A 22,636-nucleotide genomic window follows, 5' to 3' on the forward strand; every position below is an offset into this window, starting at 1 on the left:
GTTTGTCAAAATGTTTTGCCATGATAAATTCCTCCTTCAGTACGATACTTTTATTGTATCACTAATCGACGGAATGAAAAGCTCTCACTTTGACTTGTACTATTTATATTCTAACACCATACCTGATATTTTACTCCCGCAATCGTAACACTTTTCGGAATAACAATGCTTTTCTTTTTGGATTTCTTAGAAAGCTTATACGCCACCGTCAACTTATCCTTTTTGCTGCTGGTGACTCTATACTGTACTCCATTTTTCCCTTTCAGCTTGCTTCCTACCTTCTGCGGTTTTTATTTCATAAGGACTCTCTTTTGTACCTTCTCCTTTTGGTGTGGTTGGGGTTAAATAATCACTTTTCGCTGCATCACACTGCGTACATTTTCCATCTGTCCCAAAGTCATGTCCCGTTGCCGGATCATCCGGATCATCCTTCTCGTCGACAGCATGACACCTGGTACAGGTCCTTATAATTTTTCCATTTTCGGTACAGGTATGTGCTTCTGTGCCTGTCTCCTCCCAATCATGCCCCAGAGCCGGTGCTCCACCGGACTTAGACACCCATCGTGTTTCCTCACAAGCAAGACACTTCTCTTCCTGAAGCTCCCCTTCCGTACATGTTGCCTCTTTCGTCTGTCCGATTGCTCCCCACCGATGAGCAGCCGGTATGATTGTGGTGATTTCTCGCTTACAATTTTTGCAGGATTTCTTCTGAAAGCCATCCTTTGTGCAGGTAGCTGCCTGCGTTTCACCATTCACCCATTCATGGTCACATACGTTATAATCAAACAGGATCTCACTCAGCTGCATAACATCTGCACCCTGGTTTGCAGTAAATTCAAACTTATAATATTGATATTTCGTTTCATTACCATCTACTGAAAACGGATACGAAGTATAGTTTTTATCCTGCATCGTAGTATCCCCGGTCACAGAAGCAATCTCTGTCCATGAATTATCCTCATCTTCGAATCTATATGCCTCACATCCATACAGCTTCCAGGTCTTTGGATTTCTTCCACTTTCGCGTGCGTTATCATTTCCTGTGACAAAGGTATAACCGCCGATCCACACCGGTACAGATGCTTCAATGATCACATACGCAGAATCAGAAAAGTCACAGCACCATTTTGTGCCATCTGATTCTGTATATTTTCCATCGAAAAGACTTTCATATCCTTCCCCGTAACCACATCCACTTGTTCCATCAATTCCTTCAAATGTTACCGTTTGCGTCGACTCTGCCGCATTTTCCTCTGCCGCAGCTTTAACCGCTGTCAATGTCAGATCCGGCATCATTCCTAACAACATCGCCAGGCTGACCAACAGAGCCAGCGTTTTCTTCCATTTTCCTCTCACTTTCATACAATACCTCCATTTGTGCATTCATTCATCAGTCCTACTTTGATTATACTATGCAGCGTCTGATAAATACAACACAAAAAGAGATTTTTCGCCTGTAAAACGGTATAAATTTCACTTCAAACCGGTACAAATCCTTCCAATCATAGCGCAAAGCGGTACGAAACTGTTTTTCAGATATTTTCTACCGGTCGAATATAAAGTTAAGCCGGCACTTTCCTATACACTAAAAAAGCCGCCAGACTACGGATATACTCCACAGCCTGACGGCGGTTTCTATTATGATCTTCCAAAAAGCATTTTTACGACTCCATCCGGTTCACATTCACTCCGGATATGCAAAACATCATCCTGATTCAGCAGGATGCAGCCACAATGTCCCTCAAAAGTCGGAAAACATACGATCAGCAGATCCGCATCGATCTCCGGACTGTACTCATTCATGGACAGCGTTTCTCCATACAAAATCGTCCGCTCGTATCCCCGAAGCCACTTTTCATCCATATCCGGAAAGATACTTCGAAAGCTGTGACCGATTATCTTTTCCAAGGGCATTCCTTCCAGTCTCGCTAATGCAGGGTTTCCATACCGGAATACCCAGTCGATCGCCCGGAAATCGTCCTCAAATATCATCTCAATATCCGCAAAAGCAAAGGGCATATGCTCAAACCCTTTATAGTATTCACAATATTCGGCGGTGGAAACAGGCGTCCCTATCGTTGAAAATCCCCGTATGACCCTTTTTCTCTGACGATACAGCTTTTCATCAATCTCCTTTTTGCGGCTTTGGGTATAATCCAGTATTTCCCCGTTATTCAGATTGATGGTATCGGTAATACTGTATACCGCGATCGCAGATACAAGACACCCCCGGCGCACCTCGATAAAAGCTGTCCCTAGCAGTTCCGAAAGCTCCCTATAGGTCATTCTCGTTTCCAGAACCTCACCTCTGTTCATATGTATATCTGCATACTTCCGGCGCATATGAACGTATAGGATATCCCGTACCGAAATTGTCACCCTCCGACGATGGGAAATGATCGTAATTTTTTGTTCCTTCTGCATTTTATTGATTCTCTGTATTGTATCCGTCCGGATTCATGGTCTGCCATCTCCAGGAATCTGCACACATTTCCTCAATCCCATACTGTGCCTCCCAGCCCAGCTCCTTTTTGGCTAAGGATGCATCGGAGTAGCATGTCGCAATATCACCGGGACGTCTCGCCTTGATCTGATATGGAATCTCCTTGCCGCAGGCTTTTCCAAATGCCTTGATCACATCAAGAACACTGTATCCCTTTCCGGTTCCCAGGTTGTAGATCTTAACTCCCGGATGCTCCATCAGCTTGTTGATCGCCTTAACGTGTCCCTTTGCCAGATCTACTACATGAATATAATCACGTACTCCGGTTCCGTCCGGTGTATCATAGTCATTCCCGAAGACACCGACACACTCCAGCTTACCGATCGCCACCTGTGCCACATAAGGGAGCAGGTTGTTTGGGATCCCCTTCGGATCCTCGCCGATCAGACCGCTTTTGTGGGCTCCAATCGGATTGAAATAACGAAGAAGGATCACGTTCCACTCCTGGTCTGCTGTATGGAAATCCGTCAGGATCTGCTCCAGCATATGCTTTGTCCAACCGTAAGGATTGGTACATACGCCCTTTGGACATTCCTCTGTGATCGGGATAAATGCAGGGTCTCCATAAACCGTTGCAGAGGATGAAAAGATAATGTTTTTGCAGCCGTTCTCCCGCATCGCCTTGCACAGATTCAGGGTGCCGCCGATATTATTTTCATAGTACTCCAATGGCTTGGAGACAGACTCTCCCACCGCCTTAAGCCCCGCAAAATGGATCACGGCATCGGGCTTTTCCTTTGAAAAAATGCTGCTCATTGCATTATAGTCTCTGATATCGCTGTTATAGAAGGTCAGCTCCTTCCCGGTAATCTCCTGCACTCTCTGTACTGCCTTCTCGCTAGCATTGTACAGGTTATCCACGATAACTACCTCATAACCTTCATTTAAAAGCTCCACGCAGGTATGACTTCCTATGTACCCTGCTCCACCTGTAACTAAAATCTTCATAGCGAACCTCCCTTTCGTCCTTGCTTTTATGTCTATCTGAAGGGTTCATCATAAAACTCGTATGCCACCCTGCAAACGCACCTTTAATACGTGACAGCTGTCGTCCCCGTAGATTGCTTCGATCTGCTCCTTGTAAGCAGCCACTGCCTCATTTTTTACAAATGCCTGGATCGTGCCGGCAAAACCGCCGCCATGGACACGGCACACACCGTTCTCCCCCAGAATACTCTCACTGACTGCCAGAGCAACGGTTACATTCTGGGAATCCACATCCTTTGGACTGTAAATGTTCTGCAGGTATTTTGCAGAGGAATCTCCGCTTGCCTTGATCACACTTAAAAATCCCGGATAATCAGACTCCTCCAGTGATTTCACGCCCCGTAGAACCCTCTCCTCTTCCTCATAGAAATGAATGGCACGAAGTACCGCTCTGCCGGAAGTCTCTTTCCAAAGCTTGGGAAGCTCTTTAAAAAATGTCTCCCTCGGCACTTCTCTTAAATGCTCCCTGCCCAGAGCCTGTGCCACCTGATTCATCTCTGCCGGTACTGCGGCATAGTCCGGTGTCAGATCGGCATGAGATCCTTTGGTATCCACAATACAAAGGCTTAAGCCTGCCTTTTCAAAATCGGTGTGTACCTGCCTGACCTCCGGATGCTCCTTCTCCTTAAAGTCAATAAAGATCATACCGCCAACACTACAAGCCATCTGGTCCATCAGACCACATGGCTTGCCAAAATATATATTCTCTGCATACTGGCCGATCTGGGCAATCTCGATGCTGGAAACTTTCATATCATTGTAGAGCCCGGAAAGGATCGTGCCGATCAGGCTCTCAAATGCTGCGGAAGAAGACATCCCAGCTCCCATCAGCACATCACTGGTAATATATGCCGTAAAGCCGCCGACCTTGTGACCACGCTCCTTCATCCCCGCTGCAACTCCACGGATCAATGCTGTGGTGGTGCTTTGCTCCTCTTCCTTCATAGAAAGATCCGCTACATCAACCTCCTCCATCGGGAAATCTCCGGATACCAAACGGATCACCGGCTCCTCTGCCTTTGCCACGATCGCAATGGCATCCAGATTAATCGAAGTCGCAAGCACCATACCATTCTGATGGTCCGTATGATTGCCACATACCTCACTGCGCCCCGGCGCACTATATATCTCAATTTCCTTTTCGGAAGGGAATAACTCGGTAAACCGGTCAATCGCCCGGATATACCGCTCTCTATTATAAGGAACTCTCTGCTCATCCACATAGATTTCCTTGATCCTCTGATCCAGTGATCCCTGCTCCAGAGATCCCCGTACACTCATGATTTTCTGCATGTCTTTTCCTCCATGTCATATTTGTTACCTCATAAAGTGTACCATATCAGGTTTCGTAATGCAACAAATGCCGGTCACTCTTAATATGAACGAAAACATTCCTTCATTTTTTCCAGACGACACAAAGCTTCGTCCAGAGTTTTCTTTTCCCGTGCAAAATGCAGCCGGATCAGATGATTGACATCCTCTTTGAAAAAGCTGGAGCCCGGAACTGCTGCCACGCCAATATTTTTGATCATCCATTCACAAAATTCCAGATCTGAGAATCCAGGAAACTGCGGAAGCTCCAAAAAGTCTGATATATCGATCAGCACAAAATACGTTCCCTGTGGTACATTATGCTTCAGACCAATTTTATCCAGTCCCTTTAGAAAATAATTTCTTTTTTCTGTGTAAGTCTGTAGCAGCTTCTCATAATACTCATCCGAGAATTTCAACCCCACCGTTGCTGCCTCCTGGAGAGGCGCTGCCGCTCCAACCGTCAGGAAATCATGAACCTTCTTGGCCGCTTCAAAGACCTTCTCAGGTCCGATCAGATAGCCAAGCCGCCATCCTGTAATAGAGTATGTTTTTGACAATGAATTGCAGGTAATGGTATGCTCATACATTCCCGGAAGGGAAGCCATACAAATATGCTTATTCGGTGCATATACCATATGTTCATACACTTCATCCGTCACAACAAATGCATCATATCTGACTGCCAGTTCACCGATTGCCATCAGCTCATCCCTGCGAAAAACTTTTCCGCACGGGTTCGATGGATTACAGACGATGATCGCTTTTGCGCCATCCCGAAATCCCTGTTCTACCAGCGTAATATCGAACTCATACTCCGGCGGAATCAACGGAATATAAATGGGATCGGCTCCGGAAAGAATCGCATCTGCACCATAATTTTCATAAAACGGAGAAAATACCATCACCTTGTCACCGGGATTACAGATTGTCATCATGGCACACATCATAGCTTCCGTTCCACCACAGGTAACAACGATTTCTTTATTGGGATCGATCGCCCTGTGAATTGCTTTTCCCTGCTTCTGCGCCAATGCCTCCCGGAAATTCGGAGCACCAAAGGTTACAGAATACTGATGCGGTCCCTTATACGCCGCCTCCGCAAGCGCATCCATTATTTCTTTCGGTGGATCAAAGTCAGGAAATCCCTGGGATAAATTGATGGCTCCATATTCATCACTGATACGCGTCATTCTCCGGATCACAGAATCCGTAAAGGTTTGTACTCTTTTACTTAATTCAGGCATTTTTATTTTCTTCCTGATGCAACAGCCTCAATCACTTGAAGCTTTTTTACGACCTTGTTTGTCCTGCCCGTTTTCTCCATTGTTCCATTCTATCTCATTTTCTACAATATTGAATCGTTTAAATTCCGGAATGGAAGCATTGTAATATTGTTCAAGAATAGATGGGTCTTTCGAAAGGGAGTACAGCATAGTGACACTGGAAGGATAAAGCACCTTATCCAGTTTGCAGGATCGAAGCTTATTGAAGCCTTCTACCTCTTTGGAGCAAAGAATCTGTTTGATAAATTCTAATTCTCCCTGATCCTTTACCAGATGGCATATGTTACTTTTGAATACATCAAATGAGCTTCGTTCCATAAAATGTGTGCCTTCCGTTATGCACCGTACTTTTTCTTGTGCACTTTTTCTCTCTAATAAATATCCTTCGTCTCAACAGAAGCTTTTAATTCATTGGCAAGCTCATATATATTGTTGAGTATTATTTTACAATCCTTCATGCCCTCTACCGTGGAATCTGATACCTTGATGCCCTCCGCAGATGCAGCCGCAACCTCTTCTCCTGTTGCCGACAGATGTGATATATTATCCGATATCACTGACGTTGAATCAAGTATTTTATTGATGCTCTGCTCTGCAACATGTATGCTTGACATCAGCACATCCATTGTATTGCCTACTTCAACAAATGTTTTTTCTGTTTCATCAATAAGTGCGTTCTGTTTATCAACGGATAACACAGATTCATTGATACTCTCGTTCGCTTTTTGGGTATCTTCATTCAGCTTATGTATGATATTTGTAATACTTTCAGAAGCCTTCTTGGTCTGTTCCGAAAGCTGACGGATTTCCTCCGCAACGACCGCAAACCCCTTTCCCGCTTCTCCTGCGCGGGCTGCCTCAATCGACGCATTCAGTGCAAGAAGATTTGTCCTTGCGGATATATTAACGATATCCCCAACAAAATTCTGTACATCATTAACCTTCTCTGTAAGACCACTTATTACATCAACAATGATATTACTTGCGTCCTGTACATTCTGTGCCTGTTCTTTTAATTGACCAACAACCACCTTGCTGTTATTTACCGATTCATCTGTCTTATCAGATGCACTTATCATCTGATTAATTTCTTTTTCCGCCATATCCGTGTTTTCCTGAATCTCAGAACACATAACCGCCTGTCTCTGGATTGCCTCTGCCGTACTTTCCGTGCTGTCTGCGATATCCCCCATAGAGCTGTGGCTGATATCTATACTTTTCTCAAGTTCATTCAGCATAGTCATCGCTTTTTCAAACTCGTCAGAAATATTATCCGCAATAACAACCATTTTCGTATTGCTTTCATTCTGTTTTGCAGCCGCCTCCTCAATCCGGGATACCTTCTCGCCAAAATACTGAATCAATATATTCGCTATATTGATCGATATGATCGTCACAAGAATGATTACAAGGATAGCTAATATCCTGCTTGATAACAGTTCCGAATTGCTACTGTCAAAATCCCTTATTAATCGCACAATATTTGCTAATATAGCTAAACCATTGGCACAATACATCAATCTTTTATTAAGATAAACCATAACGGAAATAATCATCGGAATTCCATATGTCCACACGGTATCCGTAGAATTCAGTAATACAACAACAACATATCCAATCGCTATATTTACTGATAATAGAACCTCACATGTATGTGTTTTCTTTTTCATTATGTATGCTGCGATTGATGCAATCATAACAACCAACGCTGTGATAAACTGTATTATAATCCTGCCTGCCCGTTCTCCCTTTGAAACTCCTAATGCCGCTAAGACTGTTACTGCAATAAACCCAAATACTATCAGAATCGTGATCAGTACCATCCTGTTTGCTCTCTGATATTGATTTTCTGTCATATTTTTCCTCCTCGTTCTCCTTATAAATTTTCCTATACCTTCATAACCTTGCGTACAACAAATAATTATTTCTGTTTACTGTACCATACCAGTTTTATTATATCGCAAATTATGTTGATTTCAAGATTTTTTTATCGGCACCGGTCACTTTTTCTATGTGAAGACAAGAGAATACCCCATTTATATGCAATCCATTTGACGCACTTTTCATTTTGTAAATCCATTTTTAGTCCTATTTCTTTCCGGCTTATACTCCGACAGAAATAATCCTATCAAAGTAAGTACCGTTCCTATTCCGGCTAATAAGGTCAGTTTCTCATGTAAAATTAGTACAGAAGTAATGACCGTTATCACCGGAACCATATAGATATAAACGCTTGTCTTTACTGCGCCCAACTCTTTTACTGCAAAATTCCATGTCACAAAGCAAAGCGCAGAAGCTCCCAATCCCAAATACAAAATATCTAGCTGCTTAGCTCGTTTTCTACACAAAAAATAGGCAGGCCTCTTTCGGACTGCCTACCCGCCAATGGGATATTCGGATTAAGGCATTACCCACACCTCCCTACGGACATTACTATTATATTCAAACATTACTATTAAAATTCACTGATTTCATCGTATAGTATCTCCCATTGTTCCTGCATAGCTGCAGTAACAGCATCGTCATAACCATAGGTAAATCCAAATCTTCTACTATCATTCGTCATTGTCTGTTTCCTCCTGATTCTATCTGCCGTCATGTAATATGGTTCCTGTATCACACGACTAAATCTTCTTGTCTGATTTTTATTGCACAAAAAAAGAAAGTGTATTTCAACTTTCTTTTCTTAATCTTACCTACACTATATAATCATCTCTGATAGATTCTATATCTTTTCTCTAACTCCACGGAATTATTTGTTCTCTTTGCAAGAGGAGTAGAATTTCCATTACGCAATTCATATCTGCAAAACCGAAATATTACACCCAGCCCCGCACATACTCTTGATATCTCTTGACACTGCACCGGAACTGCTTCCCTCACCAGAGCGGCGAACCGGTGTTTGCGATAATGACGCAGAATATGTCGGTGGATGTATTGCCGAACGTTACCCCTTAGCTGTAAGTCTCATGTTCAGTTTTCTCGATTCTAAGCATACGATATCCAATACCAATATGCGTCTGGATATATTTTTCCCCAGTTTTCTCAGATTCTAGCTTTTTCCTCAGTGTTGCCATAAAAACCCTAAGAGAAGCAACATCATTTTCTGAACATCGTCCCCAAATCTGCTGGGTTATATAGGTATGTGTCAGTACCCTTCCCACATTGCGGGATAAAAGGCAGAGCAGCTTATACTCAATGGGCGTCAAATGTAGTTCTTCTCCCTTCAGATATGTACAGCCAGCCGTATAATCTATCTTTAATTCCCCATTTTCAAAAATAGAGGTTTCCAGCTGATCCCCAGCCTGTGTTATGGCAAGCCTCCTTTGAGTGACGCGGATACGTGCAAGTAATTCCTCTACCGAAAATGGTTTTGTAATATAGTCATCAGCCCCTGCATCCAGTGCTTCTATTTTGTCCGTATCCTCACTTCTGGCACTGATCACAATAATCGGCATATTCGACCATGTCCGAATTTTCTTTATTACCTCTACTCCTTCTATATCCGGGAGACCCAGATCCAGAAGAACAATATCCGGATTATGAGACGAAGCCTCCAGAATAGCTGAAGATCCGTTTTCTGCTGCCAGATATTTATAGTCATGTGTTTTTAATGTAGTAATGATCAGGTTTCGTATAGGCCTGTCATCCTCAACCACAAGTATTAATGTTTTATTCATTTAATGTCACCTCACTTAAGGGTAAAGTAAAAATAAAATTGCAACCATGAGGAGCATGATCCGCAAGAATCAGGGTTCCGTTATGTGCTTCTATGATAGAATGGCAAAGTGCCAAACCAAGTCCCAGACTCCGGTGACTATCTGCAACTGTTGTTTTCCCTGTATAAAACATCTCAAAAATATGCGGCTTCATTTCTTCCGGAATTCCAGGACCGTTATCCTCTACACTTATCTGTGCTTTTCCCTCTGTTTTGATTCCCCGAATGCAGATTACAGAACCTGGCAGCGTATATTTTATTGCGTTATCAATTAAATTTACCAGAACCTGTATAATGAGCCGTACATCCATACGTACAAGAACAAGTTCTTCACAGTCTGCCATAATTTTATAATCATCATGTTTCCGGCTAATATGCCGAAGTGACTCTGCAATCACTTCATCCAAAAGCTGATCCGTAAATTTAAATTTCAACCTTCCATCATTCAGCCTGGTAATGGAAAGAAGATTCTCCACAACTCCGATCAGCCATTCGGAATCATCATAGATGTCGGTGTAAATCTGATGCCTAGTAGCTTTATCCAAGCGGTCGCTGTTGCTAAGAAGCATATCTGCATTGCCGGAAATGGAACAGAGCGGGGTCCGAAGATCATGAGAGATTGCACGAAGAAGATCTGCACGGAGCTGCTCATTTTTGGCTAAAACTGCATTTTTCTCTTTTTCCATAGCATTTTGTGCGTTCTCCATGGCAAGCGCACATTCATTTATTACAGAAAGCAGAATACTGTATTCAAAAGAATCCAGTGTTTCTTTTTTCATCGGTATCCCAATTACGCCATAAACATTATTCCCGCTTCGGATTGCCAGATATAAACATTTGACCTGTGAAAAATAGTGTGCGGTTACACCGGCACGCTGGCTGTTTTCATAGATCCATCTGGCTGCATTCTGCTCTTCTTGTGTTAAAAAATCTTCAGTATTTTCTTTTTCCCCGGAGAAAAGTTTTCCCTCTGATAAAGTTCCATTTTTCACAATATATGCTGTAATATTGCAGTTTAATAAGCGAATCAGCTGTGTACAGGTAACCTCAAGGATCTCCGTTTCTCCTTTTTCCCTTTGCAGCAGGCGATCTGTGTCAAACAGAACCTGTGTACGGAAGGCAAGCTGTGCGGACAGTTTAGCATGTGTTTTCAGCTTTGCCGCAAGTGTTCCTGTAAGCACGGACGAAATAAGCATGATAAGAAATGTTACCGGATATCCCACCGCATACGTCTGAAAAGACATTCTCGGCTCTGTGAGAAAAAAACAAAACAAGAATACGCTTAAAATAGATCCGGCTATGCTGCAAAAATATCCATCTGTCACAATTGAAGTAAGCAAAACCCCCAGAATGTATATAGTTACAATATTTGTATCCGTAAAATTCAACTTTTGAAATAACAGACCGATTAAAGTACATATTGCAAATATAAAAGCTGTCAGGACATAGTCTTTTGCAGACGGCTTTCCCGCAGGTCCTGTAAATGACCATTTCGAATAAGTTCTATTTTTTACCGCATCCTGAACAATATGGATATCAATATCCGGTACAATTTCAATTAGCTTTTCCGTCAGAGTTGATTTGCTGAAAAAGTGATTTCGTCTGGCATTGCTTTGTCCGATAACAATTATTGTAACGCTAGAAAGTCTGGCATATTCTGCGATCTGCACGGGCACATTTTCCCCATGGGTCATTACTATTTCTGCCCCGAGTTTTTCCGCATACCGGATATGTTCTTCCAGCTTTTCTTTATCCCTAGCTTCTGCTTTTGTACCTGTCTGCACATACAGAGCTGTAAAACGAGCCTGCAGCGTATTTGCCATCTTTGCTGCAGTATTTACTATTTTTAGGTTCGAGGGTGCTGCGGACAGACAAACAAGAATATGGTCATCTGCCTTTTGAATATCATCTTCAATTTTCTGATTCATCCTGCCTATCCCCTTTTTCTGCTGTTTTAGAAATTATATCATGCGACTGTGTTATGGTCAAAATCTTTTCTGCCTCTTCGGCCTGTCTATCAAAAATCATAATTTCTGTTTCCTGATGATATCCAAAAACTGATCTATTTTATTTGCAATATAAAAGCCAACACCAAACATACAAAATACAGCAACCACTAGCATTCCCTGTCCCATTACCATCACCTCTTTATCAGTCTATCTGGCAACTTAATTATATATGGAAGCATTTCTGAAGAGCCCTGTATTCTCCTAACACCAGTAATTTATTATTCGCTGCAAAATATGTATCCGGGGAAATCGCAATACTGAATTCCCCTTCATCCTTTACCGCCAGGATATTAATGTTATAACGTTTCCTGACATCCATCTCACCTACTGTCTTTCCAACCCATCCTTCTGGCACTTCTACCTCAAAGATTGCATGGGACGCATCCACCTCCATATAGTCAAGGATATGATCATCTGTGTAACGGATAGAGGCCCATTTGGCAACCTGTTTTTCGGGATAAACCACTTTGTCGGCACCATTGCGTAAAAGAAATTTTTCCTGAACATCACGTTCAGCCCTGGAGATTACCAGTTTTGCTCCCAACTCTTTTAGAAGTGACGTTGTTTCAAGGGAATTTTGAAAACTTCCCCCAATGGCCACAAAACAGATATCATAGTTTCCAATTCCAAGGGAGCGTAAAAATTCCGCATTAGTGCTGTCACCGATTTGCGCATTGGTCACAAACGGCAGTACTTTGTCCACTCTTTCTTCATTCCAGTCAACCGCCATAATTTCATGGCCCAGCTGGCTTAACTGCATAGCAATATGCCTTCCAAATCTTCCAAGTCCAATAAGCAATACATTTTTCATAATTTTATCTTTCTCCTTCTCATCCAACTGTAATCTTCTCCAAGGGCAGTTTTGCATTCCCCTTATCTCTTCCGGAAAACACCGCATAAATTAAGGTCAGACCGCCCACACGTCCCAGATACATTAGTATAATCAGCACAGTTTGTGAAAAAACGTGAAGCCCCGGTGTAATCCCCAGTGTCAGTCCCACCGTACCTACAGCTGAAGCAGCTTCATACAGGCAATCTAAAAGTGGAAGACCTTCATATACGCTGATTGCGATTCCACCTAAAAAAAACAGGTTAAAATAAAGCATAGCTATCGTTGCTGCATTTTTTATCACAGGATATTCCAATCTTCGTCCAAAAGCCCCTACATTTTCCTTACTTCGGAATGTCGCAATTGCATTTAAGATAAGCACTGTGAAGGTTGTCGTTTTCATTCCACCTGCTGTAGAACCCGGCGAACCACCGATCAGCATCAACATGATCATAACTGCTTTTGAAGCCTCACTCATCTTTGAAATATTTATCGTGTTAAATCCTGCTGTCCTTGTCGTTACCGATTGGAACACCGCAGCTAATAGGCGTTTTCCTGCAGATAGATTTTTCAGATCACAGACGAAGAAAAAAACTGTAGGAAACAATATCAGACCTGCAGTAGTCATCAGAATAATCTTGCTTTGCATACGGTAACATTTAAAGTTTAGTTTATTCGTATAAATATCATCCCAGGTGAGAAAACCAATCCCTCCTACAATGATCAGCAGCATAATTTCCACATTTACAAAGGCATTTCCAGAATATCTAGTCAAGGAAGGGAAGGGATTGTCAGCCGTTCCCAGGATATCAAACCCGGCATTACAAAAAGCTGAGATTGAATGAAAGACCGACATCCAGATTCCCTTTCCACCATAATCAGGTAAAAAAGCTGGCAGTAACAACAGCGCCCCTGCAGCTTCCAGCAGAAATGTCCCCTTTAAAATAAATCTTGTTAGTCTGACAATTCCACCAACTTTAGGTGCTGATATTGCATCCTGCATAGTACTTCTTTGCATAAGAGATATTTTTTTCCCGGAAAGAATGGAGACAGATGCTGCCACCGTTACCACGCCAAGCCCGCCAATTTGTATGAGTACAAGAATAATCGTCTGTCCTGCCATGGACCAGTAGCTTCCAGTATCCTTCACCACCAGACCTGTCACACACACTGCGGAAGTGGCTGTAAAAAGGGCCTCATGAAATGGAGTTGATACTTTATCCAAAGTGGAAAATGGAAGCATCAGCAGAACGGTTCCTAAAAAAATCACTCCTGCAAACCCCAGAATAATTAACTGAAAGGATGTCAGATGTTTTTTCTTATATGTTTTTTCTGGCATAAATAATCAGCACTCCTTATTATTGATTCTAAATACTGCTATCTTTGTGCTGTTTTTATTATATATAATTGCTTTCAAAGATGGTATAAGAGTCTCTAATTCTGTATTAAGATTGTATAAAGATTTAATGCAGCTGCAATAGCATATCTGAAAGTTTTTGATTAACCGGAACGGATTCTCCTGCATAAAAGCCTTCCATTGTCTGTCCCGGCGGAATGGTACCACGTGATAAAATTTCAATTCTGTCACTAAAAACAGTAATCATCGGTGCAACAGTAAGAATTGGTGAACTCTCATTGTATTCTGTCCCGCTTAACACAATTGCCAGTCTGGACTTTCTAAGCAGGCAGTCACCGCTGATCTCACCAAAGTCCACAAATACAATATCCATCCATTGATATGTTCTTTCCTGCATAGCTGCTGTAACAGCATCGTCATAACCATAGGTAAATCCAAATCTTCTACTATCATTTGTCATTGTCTGTTTCCTCCTGATTATATCTGCCGTCAGGTAATATGGTTCCTGTATCACACGACTAAATCTTCTTGTCCATTTCTCCCATAAATCCTTTTCCAAATAAAGTATACCATTCATGACTTAAGAACTGAGTGACAAACCACCCTGCCAACCATATCAAATGTATATTCCTTCCAACATTTTTTGTAACTAACATTAAAACGAATGTAATTGTCGGAATAAGCATAAATAGCCATTCTTCCTCAAATGCATCTGTTACCAAGTATTTGTCTCCAATCTTCAATCCTATCATTGAAAGAAAATACCACAGTAAAAGAATTATATTTACAATTATTAAATGTGTTTTTTTCATAAATCATATCTCCTAGACAATTCTTAAAATTCCGATTTTTCAGTTTCAAAAACTTGAATTTGACTTGCCTATTTTCTTAAAATCTCATGTGGAGCTTCTATTTCATTTGCCAAGGTATGCTCTGTTAATTCTGACATCAATTTCAATTTTTTATTAATCAATGGTCGCATACAATTAGGAACATGTTCCTGATGCGCTCTGTGGATTGCTACACATTCCTTACAGTTTCCGTGATAACGACAGGCTTTCAGGCAAGGACAGTGATCTTTGTCTTTATACTCCTTACGAAATTCCGCTGCAAATTCTTCTTGCAGTCTCAGTCCCTCGACACGGTTTCCCTTATGAAATTCTACCATTGCATCCAGTTCTTTCTGGTTCCCTTCAATCTTCATGTTATTATAGCGCCTCCATTTCAACTATTCCTCATTTTCTGATAAATTCCGATTTCTCAGTTTCAAAAACTGGAAGTTATAAACATCTTTGCAAATATACCATATCTATTAACCGTACACCACACTCATAAATTGGGTGGTCATAATTGTCCGTAAAGAAATTCGGAATATTGTGAGATCGGACAAATCCGCATTTTTCATAAAACGGTACGGTCAACGGGCTGTCACCTGTTCCAACCTGCAAAATAGAATATTCATCTGCATATTTACTTGAAAGGAAGTCAATCAATGCTTTCCCATAGCCCTGTCCTTGATTCTGAGGATCAACTGCAATATTTTTAATTTCAAGTATTCCATTATCTTCATCAGTAACGACACATTCAGCTTTTACATTACCATCTTCAAGTACATACATAGTACCTTTTTCAAGATAGTGATCAATCATATTTTCCTGCTCATCAGCTAATAACAATAATGCTATAAATTGCTTTTTATTCTCATTCACTTCTCGGATTTTCATATTTATTACTCCGTCAAACTGGAATTTAGCGATTTCTTTTTCCGGTATTCTCTGTCCCACGGATTTCCTCATGATAGAAATAATCTACGATCACCGGATGCCCCTGCGGGACTCTGCCATAAGGCATTTCATTATCCACAAAGGCACAATCATACTTCTTAGCCATTTTCTCAGCTTTTACTTCAAGTGCTTCAAAGTAGCTGCGGTTATGCTTGTTATAGATCTCGTCGTAAAGTGGTACAAGATCAGGATATTTTCCGGCGATATAATCCATAATTGTCTTTTTGAAACCGCCTCGAAGATTGAGATTTTCGAGCCAGAACAGATCGCACTGATTCTTTACCCGCTCAAAGATTGCTTCAAAATCCGTGATACCGGGGAATACCGGGGATACGAAACAGACTGTACGGATACCTGCCTCATATACCTGCTTCATAGCAGCAATACGGTGCTCAATGCTCGAAGCAGAATCCATATCGTTCTTGAAATTTTCATCTAGTGTGTTGATCGACCATGAAACGGTTACACGTCCAAGCTTCTTCAACAGATCAATATCCCGTACCACAAGATCCGACTTTGTGCAGATCAGAATATCTGCGTCACTGCCGATCAGCTGCTCCAGAAGTTTTCTGGTATTCCCGAATTGCTCCTCCTGTGGATTGTAGCCATCTGTCACAGAACCGATGACCACCCGCTGTCCGGCATATTTCTTCGGATTTTTAATTTCCGGCCAATGCTTCACATCAAGGAAAGTGCCCCATTCCTCCTTGTGCCCGGTAAAGCGCTTCATAAAAGAAGCATAGCAATACTTGCAGGCATGTGTACAGCCCACATAGGGATTGACCGAGTAACCGCCTACCGGCAGACTTGACTTAGTCATGATGTTCTTTGTTTCCACCTCACGAATGAGGATTCCATTCATTACTTCTTCCATGATTTCTGTACCTCTAACACTTTATTAAATTCTTCCGGCATTTCCTGAATCATATTTTCATCCCCTATGACAGGGACAAGGTCTTCCTTCATAAACACCGGAATGCCGAGCTTATGTGCCTGGTCCGTCAGAGACCATGCCCATTCCGGCTCCGTATGAATCTTCCTGCTCTGAGCTCCGGTCATGGTGCCGACAACGATCCAATTGATTCCGGAAAGGTCAATTGTGCCGGGATCATCGAATAACGGCTCAAAGGTAACATGGTAATGTTTTGCTCTGACGTTTTTCCGAAGGGCGTCGATACGCCACAGTTCTGCTTTCCTCGTCACCGTAACGCCAAACCATGCGTTTTCCAGATCGGTATCAAAATCCAGCAAATCAGGTCGCTTGGTAAGGAACAGGAACTGATGCTGCGGATTTTCACGGATCTTTGCAAATACCTCGTCTCTCCATTCCGGCTTCCATCCGGAGAGATCGCTCATGCCGGTAAGAAGAAAGTTCTGCGGACGTTTCTTTTCCATCATCTTAAGCTTACCCGGAAAGAATTCAGGGTCAGCGAAGTCATCAATCATATGCCAGCGTTTCACGTTATTGTGGGCATAGCAATATGTACACCCCACTGTGCAGCCAATGACGATATTCATGTTCTGAATCAGATCTTTGATACAAATACTCATGACTTCTGCCACTCCTCAAGATTCTTTCTGATGCGGTCGAGGCATTCCTCAAACCGGGTAATTTCTTCCTCTGAAAAACCTTTGTAGTAAATACTGCCCATCTCATCAGATACAGAATCGTACTCGCCCTTTAAGGCATGTGCTTTCTCAGTCAGAAACAGGAGTGTTTTCCTTTTGTCCGTTTCAGACTGAACACGGCTTATCAGCCCTTGATTTTCCATTCTTTCCAGCATCGTAGTAAGAGATGTTATCGCTAATCCGCATTTAGTCGAGAGTGACCTGATTGAGATACCATCCTCCTGCCACAGCACATAAAGAATACGTCCCTGAGCTCCATTAAACGCATCAATATTCTTTTCACTGAGAATCTTCTCGAAAATCCGGTCTCCAAGCTGTTTTATTTTGGTGACAAGAAATCCTCCATTCATTTCCATACAAAAGCTCCTATATAGTAGTTTATTAAAAACATACTATATAGGAGCTTTATTGTCAAGAGTTTATATGTCTTAATAGGTAAATTCCGATTTGTAACTGACCACATCTCCGTCACACATCATATTATATCAGACATCATAACCTTTGCAATCACCAACTTGCATGACGAAATGAAAAAATCAAATTTTCTCCCGCCTACAAACTCTTATATTTCTGTACCAATGCCCCCAATTCTTCCAATAATGCGTCAGATGGTGCCACAGACTTATCCCCCTTCAGTATGTAATCCGTACTCACTCCATAAATTTCACTAAACATCAACAGCGAATCAATCGACATTCCCTTCACTCCACGCTCTATCCGGCTGATCATTCCCGGCTCAAGTCCAACTGCCTCCGCTACCTGCTCCTGTGTCTTTTCTGCCTGTTTTCTTAATGCCTTTAATCTCTTTCCGCTTGCTTCCATGTCATAAATCATCATAATTCTTCATCCTTTCCAGCCATCTCGATAGCCAGAAGTAAGATGATGAAAAATTAACTTTGAATTTTCTGCTCCCTGATCCACGCAAAAAGGCACAAAGGAAAGCCAGTTATCTACTGGTTATCTTTCCCCTGCGTCTCTGGTACTTCCATAATTGCTGATGTGCCCTTATCAGGTGGGCTGTTCATTTAATTGTAATTTTGTTTCTATGTAACAGATCCCAGATCTGTCAGATACAGAACACACCTTTGCCGGCACGCTTCCGTATCATGCCTTCTGTATATTTCTTCAACATCATTACCCGTTTGCAGCGATTGCATTTGATCATAATGCCCTGTAGGACGATCCGGTCATCGTCCTGACACAAGGTATAATCCATCATCCTCGCATTACATTCTCTGCAATGCAACTGCACTGTACTCCAATTCTTCTCCAATTCAGTTCAACTCCTCTACCATACAAAATTGCTATTACCAACACGCAACATTTGTACTTGCACCAGCTGTCTTAGGACCTCTCTCTACTGTATAGATGTTGCTGCCTTTAATCTTAGCTTCCTTCAGTTCGTGGGCATAAATCTTGGCTTTCTCCTTGGTGTGAATGACCATCGGTTTGTCATCAACCTTTCTAATTTTCAATTTTCTCACCTCCTACTTTAAAAAATAAAATAAGCCGCTAGGGAGCAAAAATTACTCCTTAACGGCTATGTAAAATCATTCAATATTCAATTATTAAAAGCAACATGAAACTGAAATTTTCGTGTTCTCAAGAGAATAATCTCATTACAGCAGTCATTATAAGTGCAATGATAACAGCCAATGCCGCTGAACCAGCTACCAAGAGAGCTTTTTGATATGGCCTTTTGCCTTCTTCTCTTGCTTTTTCAATTTCATCCAAACTCTTCCCGTCAGTAAATGCAACAATTTCTTTAAAAGTCTGAATATCATATTTCTTCTTGTACTTTTCAATTCTGACAGCAAAATACATTCCTATTCCAAACAAACATAAATACAATGCCATTCCAAACCACTTCCATAACATTACAAGCGGTATAGGTACTATCAGCAAAGCAATAAATAATACGGTAAAAATAGTGCTATCCTTTTGAAATTTTGCATATTCCTGTGTGTCAATTTCTTTTTTCATTCTTTCTAAATCTCCTTTGACTAAATTATCAAGAGATACCTGAAAGACTTCACTCATAAGCACTAAACTTTTAATATCAGGATAATTTTTTTCATTTTCCCAATTTGATATAGTTTGTCTTGAAACATAAATTTTATCTGCCAACTCCTCTTGCGATAAATTTGTCTCTGTTCGATATTTTTTTATCTGCTTGCTAAGTTCCATCTTTGTCACCTCCTTCATAACCCACTTTAATCAAAAAAGAAATTTTGGTCTATCAAAATGCTTTTACATTGTCCATTTTAGCCATGTCAAAAGTATTTTACAGTGCGTAAAATTCAAATAAACGCGTGCTTTTATAGCTCGCCTCTCAAACGTGCTTCTATACCAGATGCCGTATATAACACATCCGTTACAATTACCCTTTCGTCACGGATTGTGTAAAACACTGAATAATTATCGACGAGCATTCTACGCAACTCCATTCTCTTTTCCGGCTCAGAATCCATAATCCTAAATCGTTCTGGGAAAGTGTCTAATGTAAGTATTTCATCAGCAATGCGATTATATTGCCCCATTGCATTATCCGGAGCAAGCAAATCTATAGCAATATAATTGTATATATCTTCCATATCCTGCAAAGCTTCTTTTGTAATCTCTACCTTATATTGCTTCATTAATGCCTCTCTCTAAATGCCACAAACGCACTAGCTGCATCCTCAACATTTCCTTTCTCTATATCGGCATATCCTTTTTCTAACTTTTGATGAATCTGTGTAACAGACATCATATCTGCATTCACTGAATTAGCTGCTTTTGGTAATACAATAGAAAAGGGAATTCCTCCTACTAATGATATTTGTTTTAAATACATATCTATAGCAGTAGCCATTGGTATCCCTAATTGTGCCAATACACTTTCTGCATTTTCTTTTACATCTGGATTTACTCTTATATTTAATGTTGCTGTTTTTCCCATAGAATACACCTCCATCTTTCTTTTATTGTAACGTCTTTTGCGTTACAAGTCAATCTATGAAATATATTTTCGATGCGATAGCTTCACATTGTTTTGATTAACCATTGCATATCTGAGCGTTGTATCTATTTGCTCATGTCCCAGAATTTTCTGTACCTGTTCAATCGGCATACCTTTCTCAATTGCTCTGGTGGCCATAGTCCTTCTGAACTTATGTGGGTGTACCTTTTCTACCCCTAACTTCTTCCCCATTTCTCGTAATCGTAACTCCACACCGCTTTCAGTAAGTCTACTGTGTGGTTTGTTTAACGACACAAATAACGCTATATTATTATCTGTCCTTGATTCAATATAATTCAACAAATGAATTTTGGTCTTGCGGTCTATTTAGCTTGTTTCTTGACTACTCAGGAAAAATATTTCTACCCTCGCCCCACCTGTATTTTCAGAATTTGAAAGTTTAATACCTCCACCATATTTTTCAGCCACAGTTTTTGCAAAAAATAGTCCCATCCCATCTGTTGTTTCTTTTCCTGCTCTGTTTTCCACTGCTTTTCTAAAGATTCTCGCAATGCATCTCGCATATCATCGATTGCCGATAAACAGTCATCAAACTCTTTGATACCGGAACAGGATGTCTCATATTCCAGATTTTGATCCTTTATTTGTCTGATTGCGTCTAATACAGGCTGCATCTGCTTTTTGATTCTTTTTCCAAAACGTATGGACGGAATGATGATAATCGCTACCGCTCCAATCACTGACATAATACTCATCACATTCTGTGGTCCTATAAAATGCTCCCTCAAAAAAGCTGAATGATATTGAGGTGTCAGGCGATATTGCAATACAACATATTCATTTTCCCTTACAATTACTTTATAAAAATATTTTCCGGATGCGTTTCCGTACTTTGCAACATTCCATGCTATCTGTTCGTATTGTTCTGACAGATCTCCACCTATTTTCTCTCCATTCTCTGAAAAGATTACATAATCACAAAGTGCAGGAATCATCTCAGCAGTTACTTTATCCACACGTAAAATCGTATCATATGCTTCATTAATCTTTTGCTCTGCATAATTCGCCGGATAGATACAGCCCACACTAATCAAAAGGTACAGCAGCAGCCAAGCAACAATCACCAAACCTACTAAGCACAGTATCGTCCATCAAATCTCCGATCCATTCTGTCACTTCTTCAAGTATAGCATCGCAATCCGTTTCTTCTTCCCATGTAAATGGATTGTCTCTCGTTACAAAAACCTCATCACATGCCCAATCTGCATCATTCTCATCAAATGAAGATGTTCCAACTATCTCTACTGCCCAAAAGGAATCTTGATCCTCATACAGATTAAAATTGAGTGCCACAACATTTGATAATTCAGCACCCTGCAATGCATTTTCTGCCCATTCTATAAATTTTTCAACCATACTACATCCTCCCGGAAATTCATTTCTATTTTATCAATCAGAAAATAGCCTTGATTATCCCATATAACAATAAAAGACCTATCATTACCAATCCCAATCCTTTTATAGAACTTATGAAATCAGAATGTTCTCTCTCTTCATGCTCCTCATTCATCATTTCTTCAATGACAAAATCATTTTTATCAATTTTCCCATCATGATCATAATCTATCATAAGCACAATACCTCTGATACTCACTTGTGATTTTTGTATTCCGGCTTCATTTTCTCTATGTAATGCTGTTTTTCAATTCTGTCGCTATCTGGCACATCTTCATCCAATTCCAATAATTTATTCACTCTCATGTGCCTGTTATTGTGGCTATGAGATTCAGTTCCTGCTCGTTCAGGCAGATTTCCTTGCGGATGGGTCGCGTGTGATCCGGCATATTGAAACACTCCTCACAATACAACGGACATTTTTCCTCAAAAACTTGGCACCCTCTTTCAAAAAACTTCTTCTGCCCCTGATCCCCCCTCTACTTAGCTAAGTGAATCAGAGGCCGGTTTTGTCCCAGATTTCTTGAAAAAGTTTCGGAGACGGCGAAACAATCTCTGTGCGCTGCTCCAAATTGCCCTTTCTACTTTCCAACGGACAAAATGATGCGGTCTGTCACGGTTCTGCCTCGCGAGTGGTTTCCTCTCACTTTACAACGGACATTTTTCTGCCGTTTTTTAAGTATCGGAGAAGAAAAAATGTCCCCGCTTTCGAAAAAGCGGGGACATCACGATCTGCGGATATTGAGATTTGAGAGAACAGCAAGCACAGCCGCTGTCCATACACGCGGCGATTTTTGGAACATCCC

At 41.2% G+C, this 22,636-nt stretch carries 26 protein-coding genes and 3 pseudogenes; all 29 read right to left on the reverse strand.

Annotated features, from left to right (window positions below):
• Positions 1–237 precede the first annotated feature (237 nt).
• Entirely contained in the window at positions 238–1,362 is a 1,125-nt protein-coding gene (locus tag H8704_RS11985; RefSeq protein ID WP_249298410.1) for a hypothetical protein, read from the reverse strand.
• A 276-nt stretch (positions 1,363–1,638) separates the two neighbouring features.
• On the reverse strand, positions 1,639–2,424 hold the full coding sequence (locus tag H8704_RS11990) for a LytTR family transcriptional regulator DNA-binding domain-containing protein (RefSeq protein ID WP_249298411.1): 786 nt from the start codon (positions 2,422–2,424) through the stop codon (positions 1,639–1,641).
• A gap of 1 nt (position 2,425) precedes the next feature.
• Positions 2,426–3,451 (reverse strand): UDP-glucose 4-epimerase GalE, encoded by a 1,026-nt coding sequence (gene galE / locus H8704_RS11995; protein WP_249298412.1) that lies wholly within the window; start codon positions 3,449–3,451, stop codon positions 2,426–2,428.
• A 48-nt stretch (positions 3,452–3,499) separates the two neighbouring features.
• Entirely contained in the window at positions 3,500–4,783 is a 1,284-nt protein-coding gene (locus H8704_RS12000; RefSeq protein WP_249298413.1) for a galactokinase, read from the reverse strand.
• Positions 4,784–4,863: 80 nt separating this feature from the next.
• Positions 4,864–6,048, reverse strand: coding sequence for a pyridoxal phosphate-dependent aminotransferase (locus H8704_RS12005; RefSeq protein ID WP_249298414.1), 1,185 nt, complete (start codon positions 6,046–6,048; stop codon positions 4,864–4,866).
• A gap of 27 nt (positions 6,049–6,075) precedes the next feature.
• A complete protein-coding gene (locus tag H8704_RS12010) occupies positions 6,076–6,405 on the reverse strand; it encodes a hypothetical protein (protein WP_118689554.1) in 330 nt (109 codons plus the stop codon).
• 53 nt (positions 6,406–6,458) lie between these two features.
• Entirely contained in the window at positions 6,459–7,943 is a 1,485-nt protein-coding gene (locus H8704_RS12015; RefSeq protein WP_249298415.1) for a methyl-accepting chemotaxis protein, read from the reverse strand.
• A 207-nt stretch (positions 7,944–8,150) separates the two neighbouring features.
• A pseudogene (locus tag H8704_RS12020) lies at positions 8,151–8,447 on the reverse strand (DMT family transporter); the annotation flags it as partial.
• Positions 8,448–9,041: 594 nt separating this feature from the next.
• Positions 9,042–9,767, reverse strand: coding sequence for a response regulator (locus tag H8704_RS12025; protein WP_249298416.1), 726 nt, complete (start codon positions 9,765–9,767; stop codon positions 9,042–9,044).
• Positions 9,760–11,733: a DUF4118 domain-containing protein gene (locus tag H8704_RS12030; RefSeq protein ID WP_249298417.1), complete on the reverse strand. Its 1,974-nt coding sequence runs from the start codon at positions 11,731–11,733 to the stop codon at positions 9,760–9,762. The genes H8704_RS12025 and H8704_RS12030 overlap by 8 nt, the downstream gene beginning before the upstream one ends.
• A gap of 244 nt (positions 11,734–11,977) precedes the next feature.
• Positions 11,978–12,625, reverse strand: a complete 648-nt coding sequence (locus tag H8704_RS12035) for a potassium channel family protein (protein WP_022465567.1) — start codon at positions 12,623–12,625, stop codon at positions 11,978–11,980.
• 19 nt (positions 12,626–12,644) lie between these two features.
• Positions 12,645–13,982, reverse strand: a complete 1,338-nt coding sequence (locus tag H8704_RS12040; protein WP_249298418.1) for a TrkH family potassium uptake protein — start codon at positions 13,980–13,982, stop codon at positions 12,645–12,647.
• A gap of 124 nt (positions 13,983–14,106) precedes the next feature.
• Positions 14,107–14,460, reverse strand: coding sequence for an ATP-binding protein (locus tag H8704_RS12045; protein WP_249298419.1), 354 nt, complete (start codon positions 14,458–14,460; stop codon positions 14,107–14,109).
• Between the two features lie 58 nt (positions 14,461–14,518).
• Positions 14,519–14,812: a hypothetical protein gene (locus tag H8704_RS12050; protein ID WP_249298420.1), complete on the reverse strand. Its 294-nt coding sequence runs from the start codon at positions 14,810–14,812 to the stop codon at positions 14,519–14,521.
• Between the two features lie 68 nt (positions 14,813–14,880).
• Positions 14,881–15,204: a hypothetical protein gene (locus H8704_RS12055; protein WP_004613237.1), complete on the reverse strand. Its 324-nt coding sequence runs from the start codon at positions 15,202–15,204 to the stop codon at positions 14,881–14,883.
• A gap of 76 nt (positions 15,205–15,280) precedes the next feature.
• Entirely contained in the window at positions 15,281–15,724 is a 444-nt protein-coding gene (locus tag H8704_RS12060; RefSeq protein WP_249298450.1) for a GNAT family N-acetyltransferase, read from the reverse strand.
• A gap of 25 nt (positions 15,725–15,749) precedes the next feature.
• The gene (locus H8704_RS12065; RefSeq protein WP_015567824.1) at positions 15,750–16,658 is read right to left on the reverse strand and encodes a radical SAM mobile pair protein B; all 909 of its coding nucleotides are present in this window, start codon (positions 16,656–16,658) and stop codon (positions 15,750–15,752) included.
• Positions 16,646–17,335 (reverse strand): radical SAM mobile pair protein A, encoded by a 690-nt coding sequence (locus tag H8704_RS12070; RefSeq protein WP_249298421.1) that lies wholly within the window; start codon positions 17,333–17,335, stop codon positions 16,646–16,648. Before H8704_RS12070 ends, H8704_RS12065 begins: the two co-directional genes overlap by 13 nt.
• On the reverse strand, positions 17,332–17,769 hold the full coding sequence (locus H8704_RS12075) for a radical SAM mobile pair system MarR family transcriptional regulator (protein WP_004853467.1): 438 nt from the start codon (positions 17,767–17,769) through the stop codon (positions 17,332–17,334). Before H8704_RS12075 ends, H8704_RS12070 begins: the two co-directional genes overlap by 4 nt.
• A gap of 196 nt (positions 17,770–17,965) precedes the next feature.
• Positions 17,966–18,250, reverse strand: a complete 285-nt coding sequence (locus H8704_RS12080) for a helix-turn-helix domain-containing protein (RefSeq protein ID WP_249298422.1) — start codon at positions 18,248–18,250, stop codon at positions 17,966–17,968.
• A 229-nt stretch (positions 18,251–18,479) separates the two neighbouring features.
• A complete protein-coding gene (locus H8704_RS12085) occupies positions 18,480–18,686 on the reverse strand; it encodes a hypothetical protein (protein ID WP_249298423.1) in 207 nt (68 codons plus the stop codon).
• Between the two features lie 34 nt (positions 18,687–18,720).
• Positions 18,721–18,888 (reverse strand): hypothetical protein, encoded by a 168-nt coding sequence (locus tag H8704_RS12090; RefSeq protein ID WP_182448340.1) that lies wholly within the window; start codon positions 18,886–18,888, stop codon positions 18,721–18,723.
• Positions 18,889–19,015: 127 nt separating this feature from the next.
• Positions 19,016–19,600, reverse strand: a complete 585-nt coding sequence (locus tag H8704_RS12095; RefSeq protein WP_249298424.1) for a helix-turn-helix domain-containing protein — start codon at positions 19,598–19,600, stop codon at positions 19,016–19,018.
• A gap of 131 nt (positions 19,601–19,731) precedes the next feature.
• Entirely contained in the window at positions 19,732–20,052 is a 321-nt protein-coding gene (locus tag H8704_RS12100) for a type II toxin-antitoxin system RelE/ParE family toxin (RefSeq protein ID WP_249298425.1), read from the reverse strand.
• Positions 20,052–20,354, reverse strand: coding sequence for a type II toxin-antitoxin system RelB/DinJ family antitoxin (locus H8704_RS12105; protein WP_015553867.1), 303 nt, complete (start codon positions 20,352–20,354; stop codon positions 20,052–20,054). Before H8704_RS12105 ends, H8704_RS12100 begins: the two co-directional genes overlap by 1 nt.
• Before the next feature lie 54 nt (positions 20,355–20,408).
• Positions 20,409–20,738: pseudogene (locus H8704_RS12110) on the reverse strand (tyrosine-type recombinase/integrase); the annotation flags it as partial.
• Between the two features lie 131 nt (positions 20,739–20,869).
• Positions 20,870–21,520 (reverse strand): annotated as a pseudogene (locus H8704_RS12115) (sensor histidine kinase); the annotation flags it as partial.
• Positions 21,462–21,791 carry a hypothetical protein gene (locus H8704_RS12120; RefSeq protein ID WP_249298426.1) on the reverse strand — a complete coding sequence of 110 codons (330 nt, stop codon included), beginning with the start codon at positions 21,789–21,791 and terminating at the stop codon, positions 21,462–21,464. The pseudogene H8704_RS12115 and the gene H8704_RS12120, both read right to left, overlap by 59 nt.
• A gap of 37 nt (positions 21,792–21,828) precedes the next feature.
• Entirely contained in the window at positions 21,829–22,005 is a 177-nt protein-coding gene (locus tag H8704_RS12125; protein WP_249298427.1) for a hypothetical protein, read from the reverse strand.
• Positions 22,006–22,636: the final 631 nt, after the last annotated feature.

This window comes from Jutongia huaianensis (assembly GCF_014384985.1).
Classification (GTDB): Bacteria; Bacillota; Clostridia; order Lachnospirales; family Lachnospiraceae; genus Jutongia; species Jutongia huaianensis.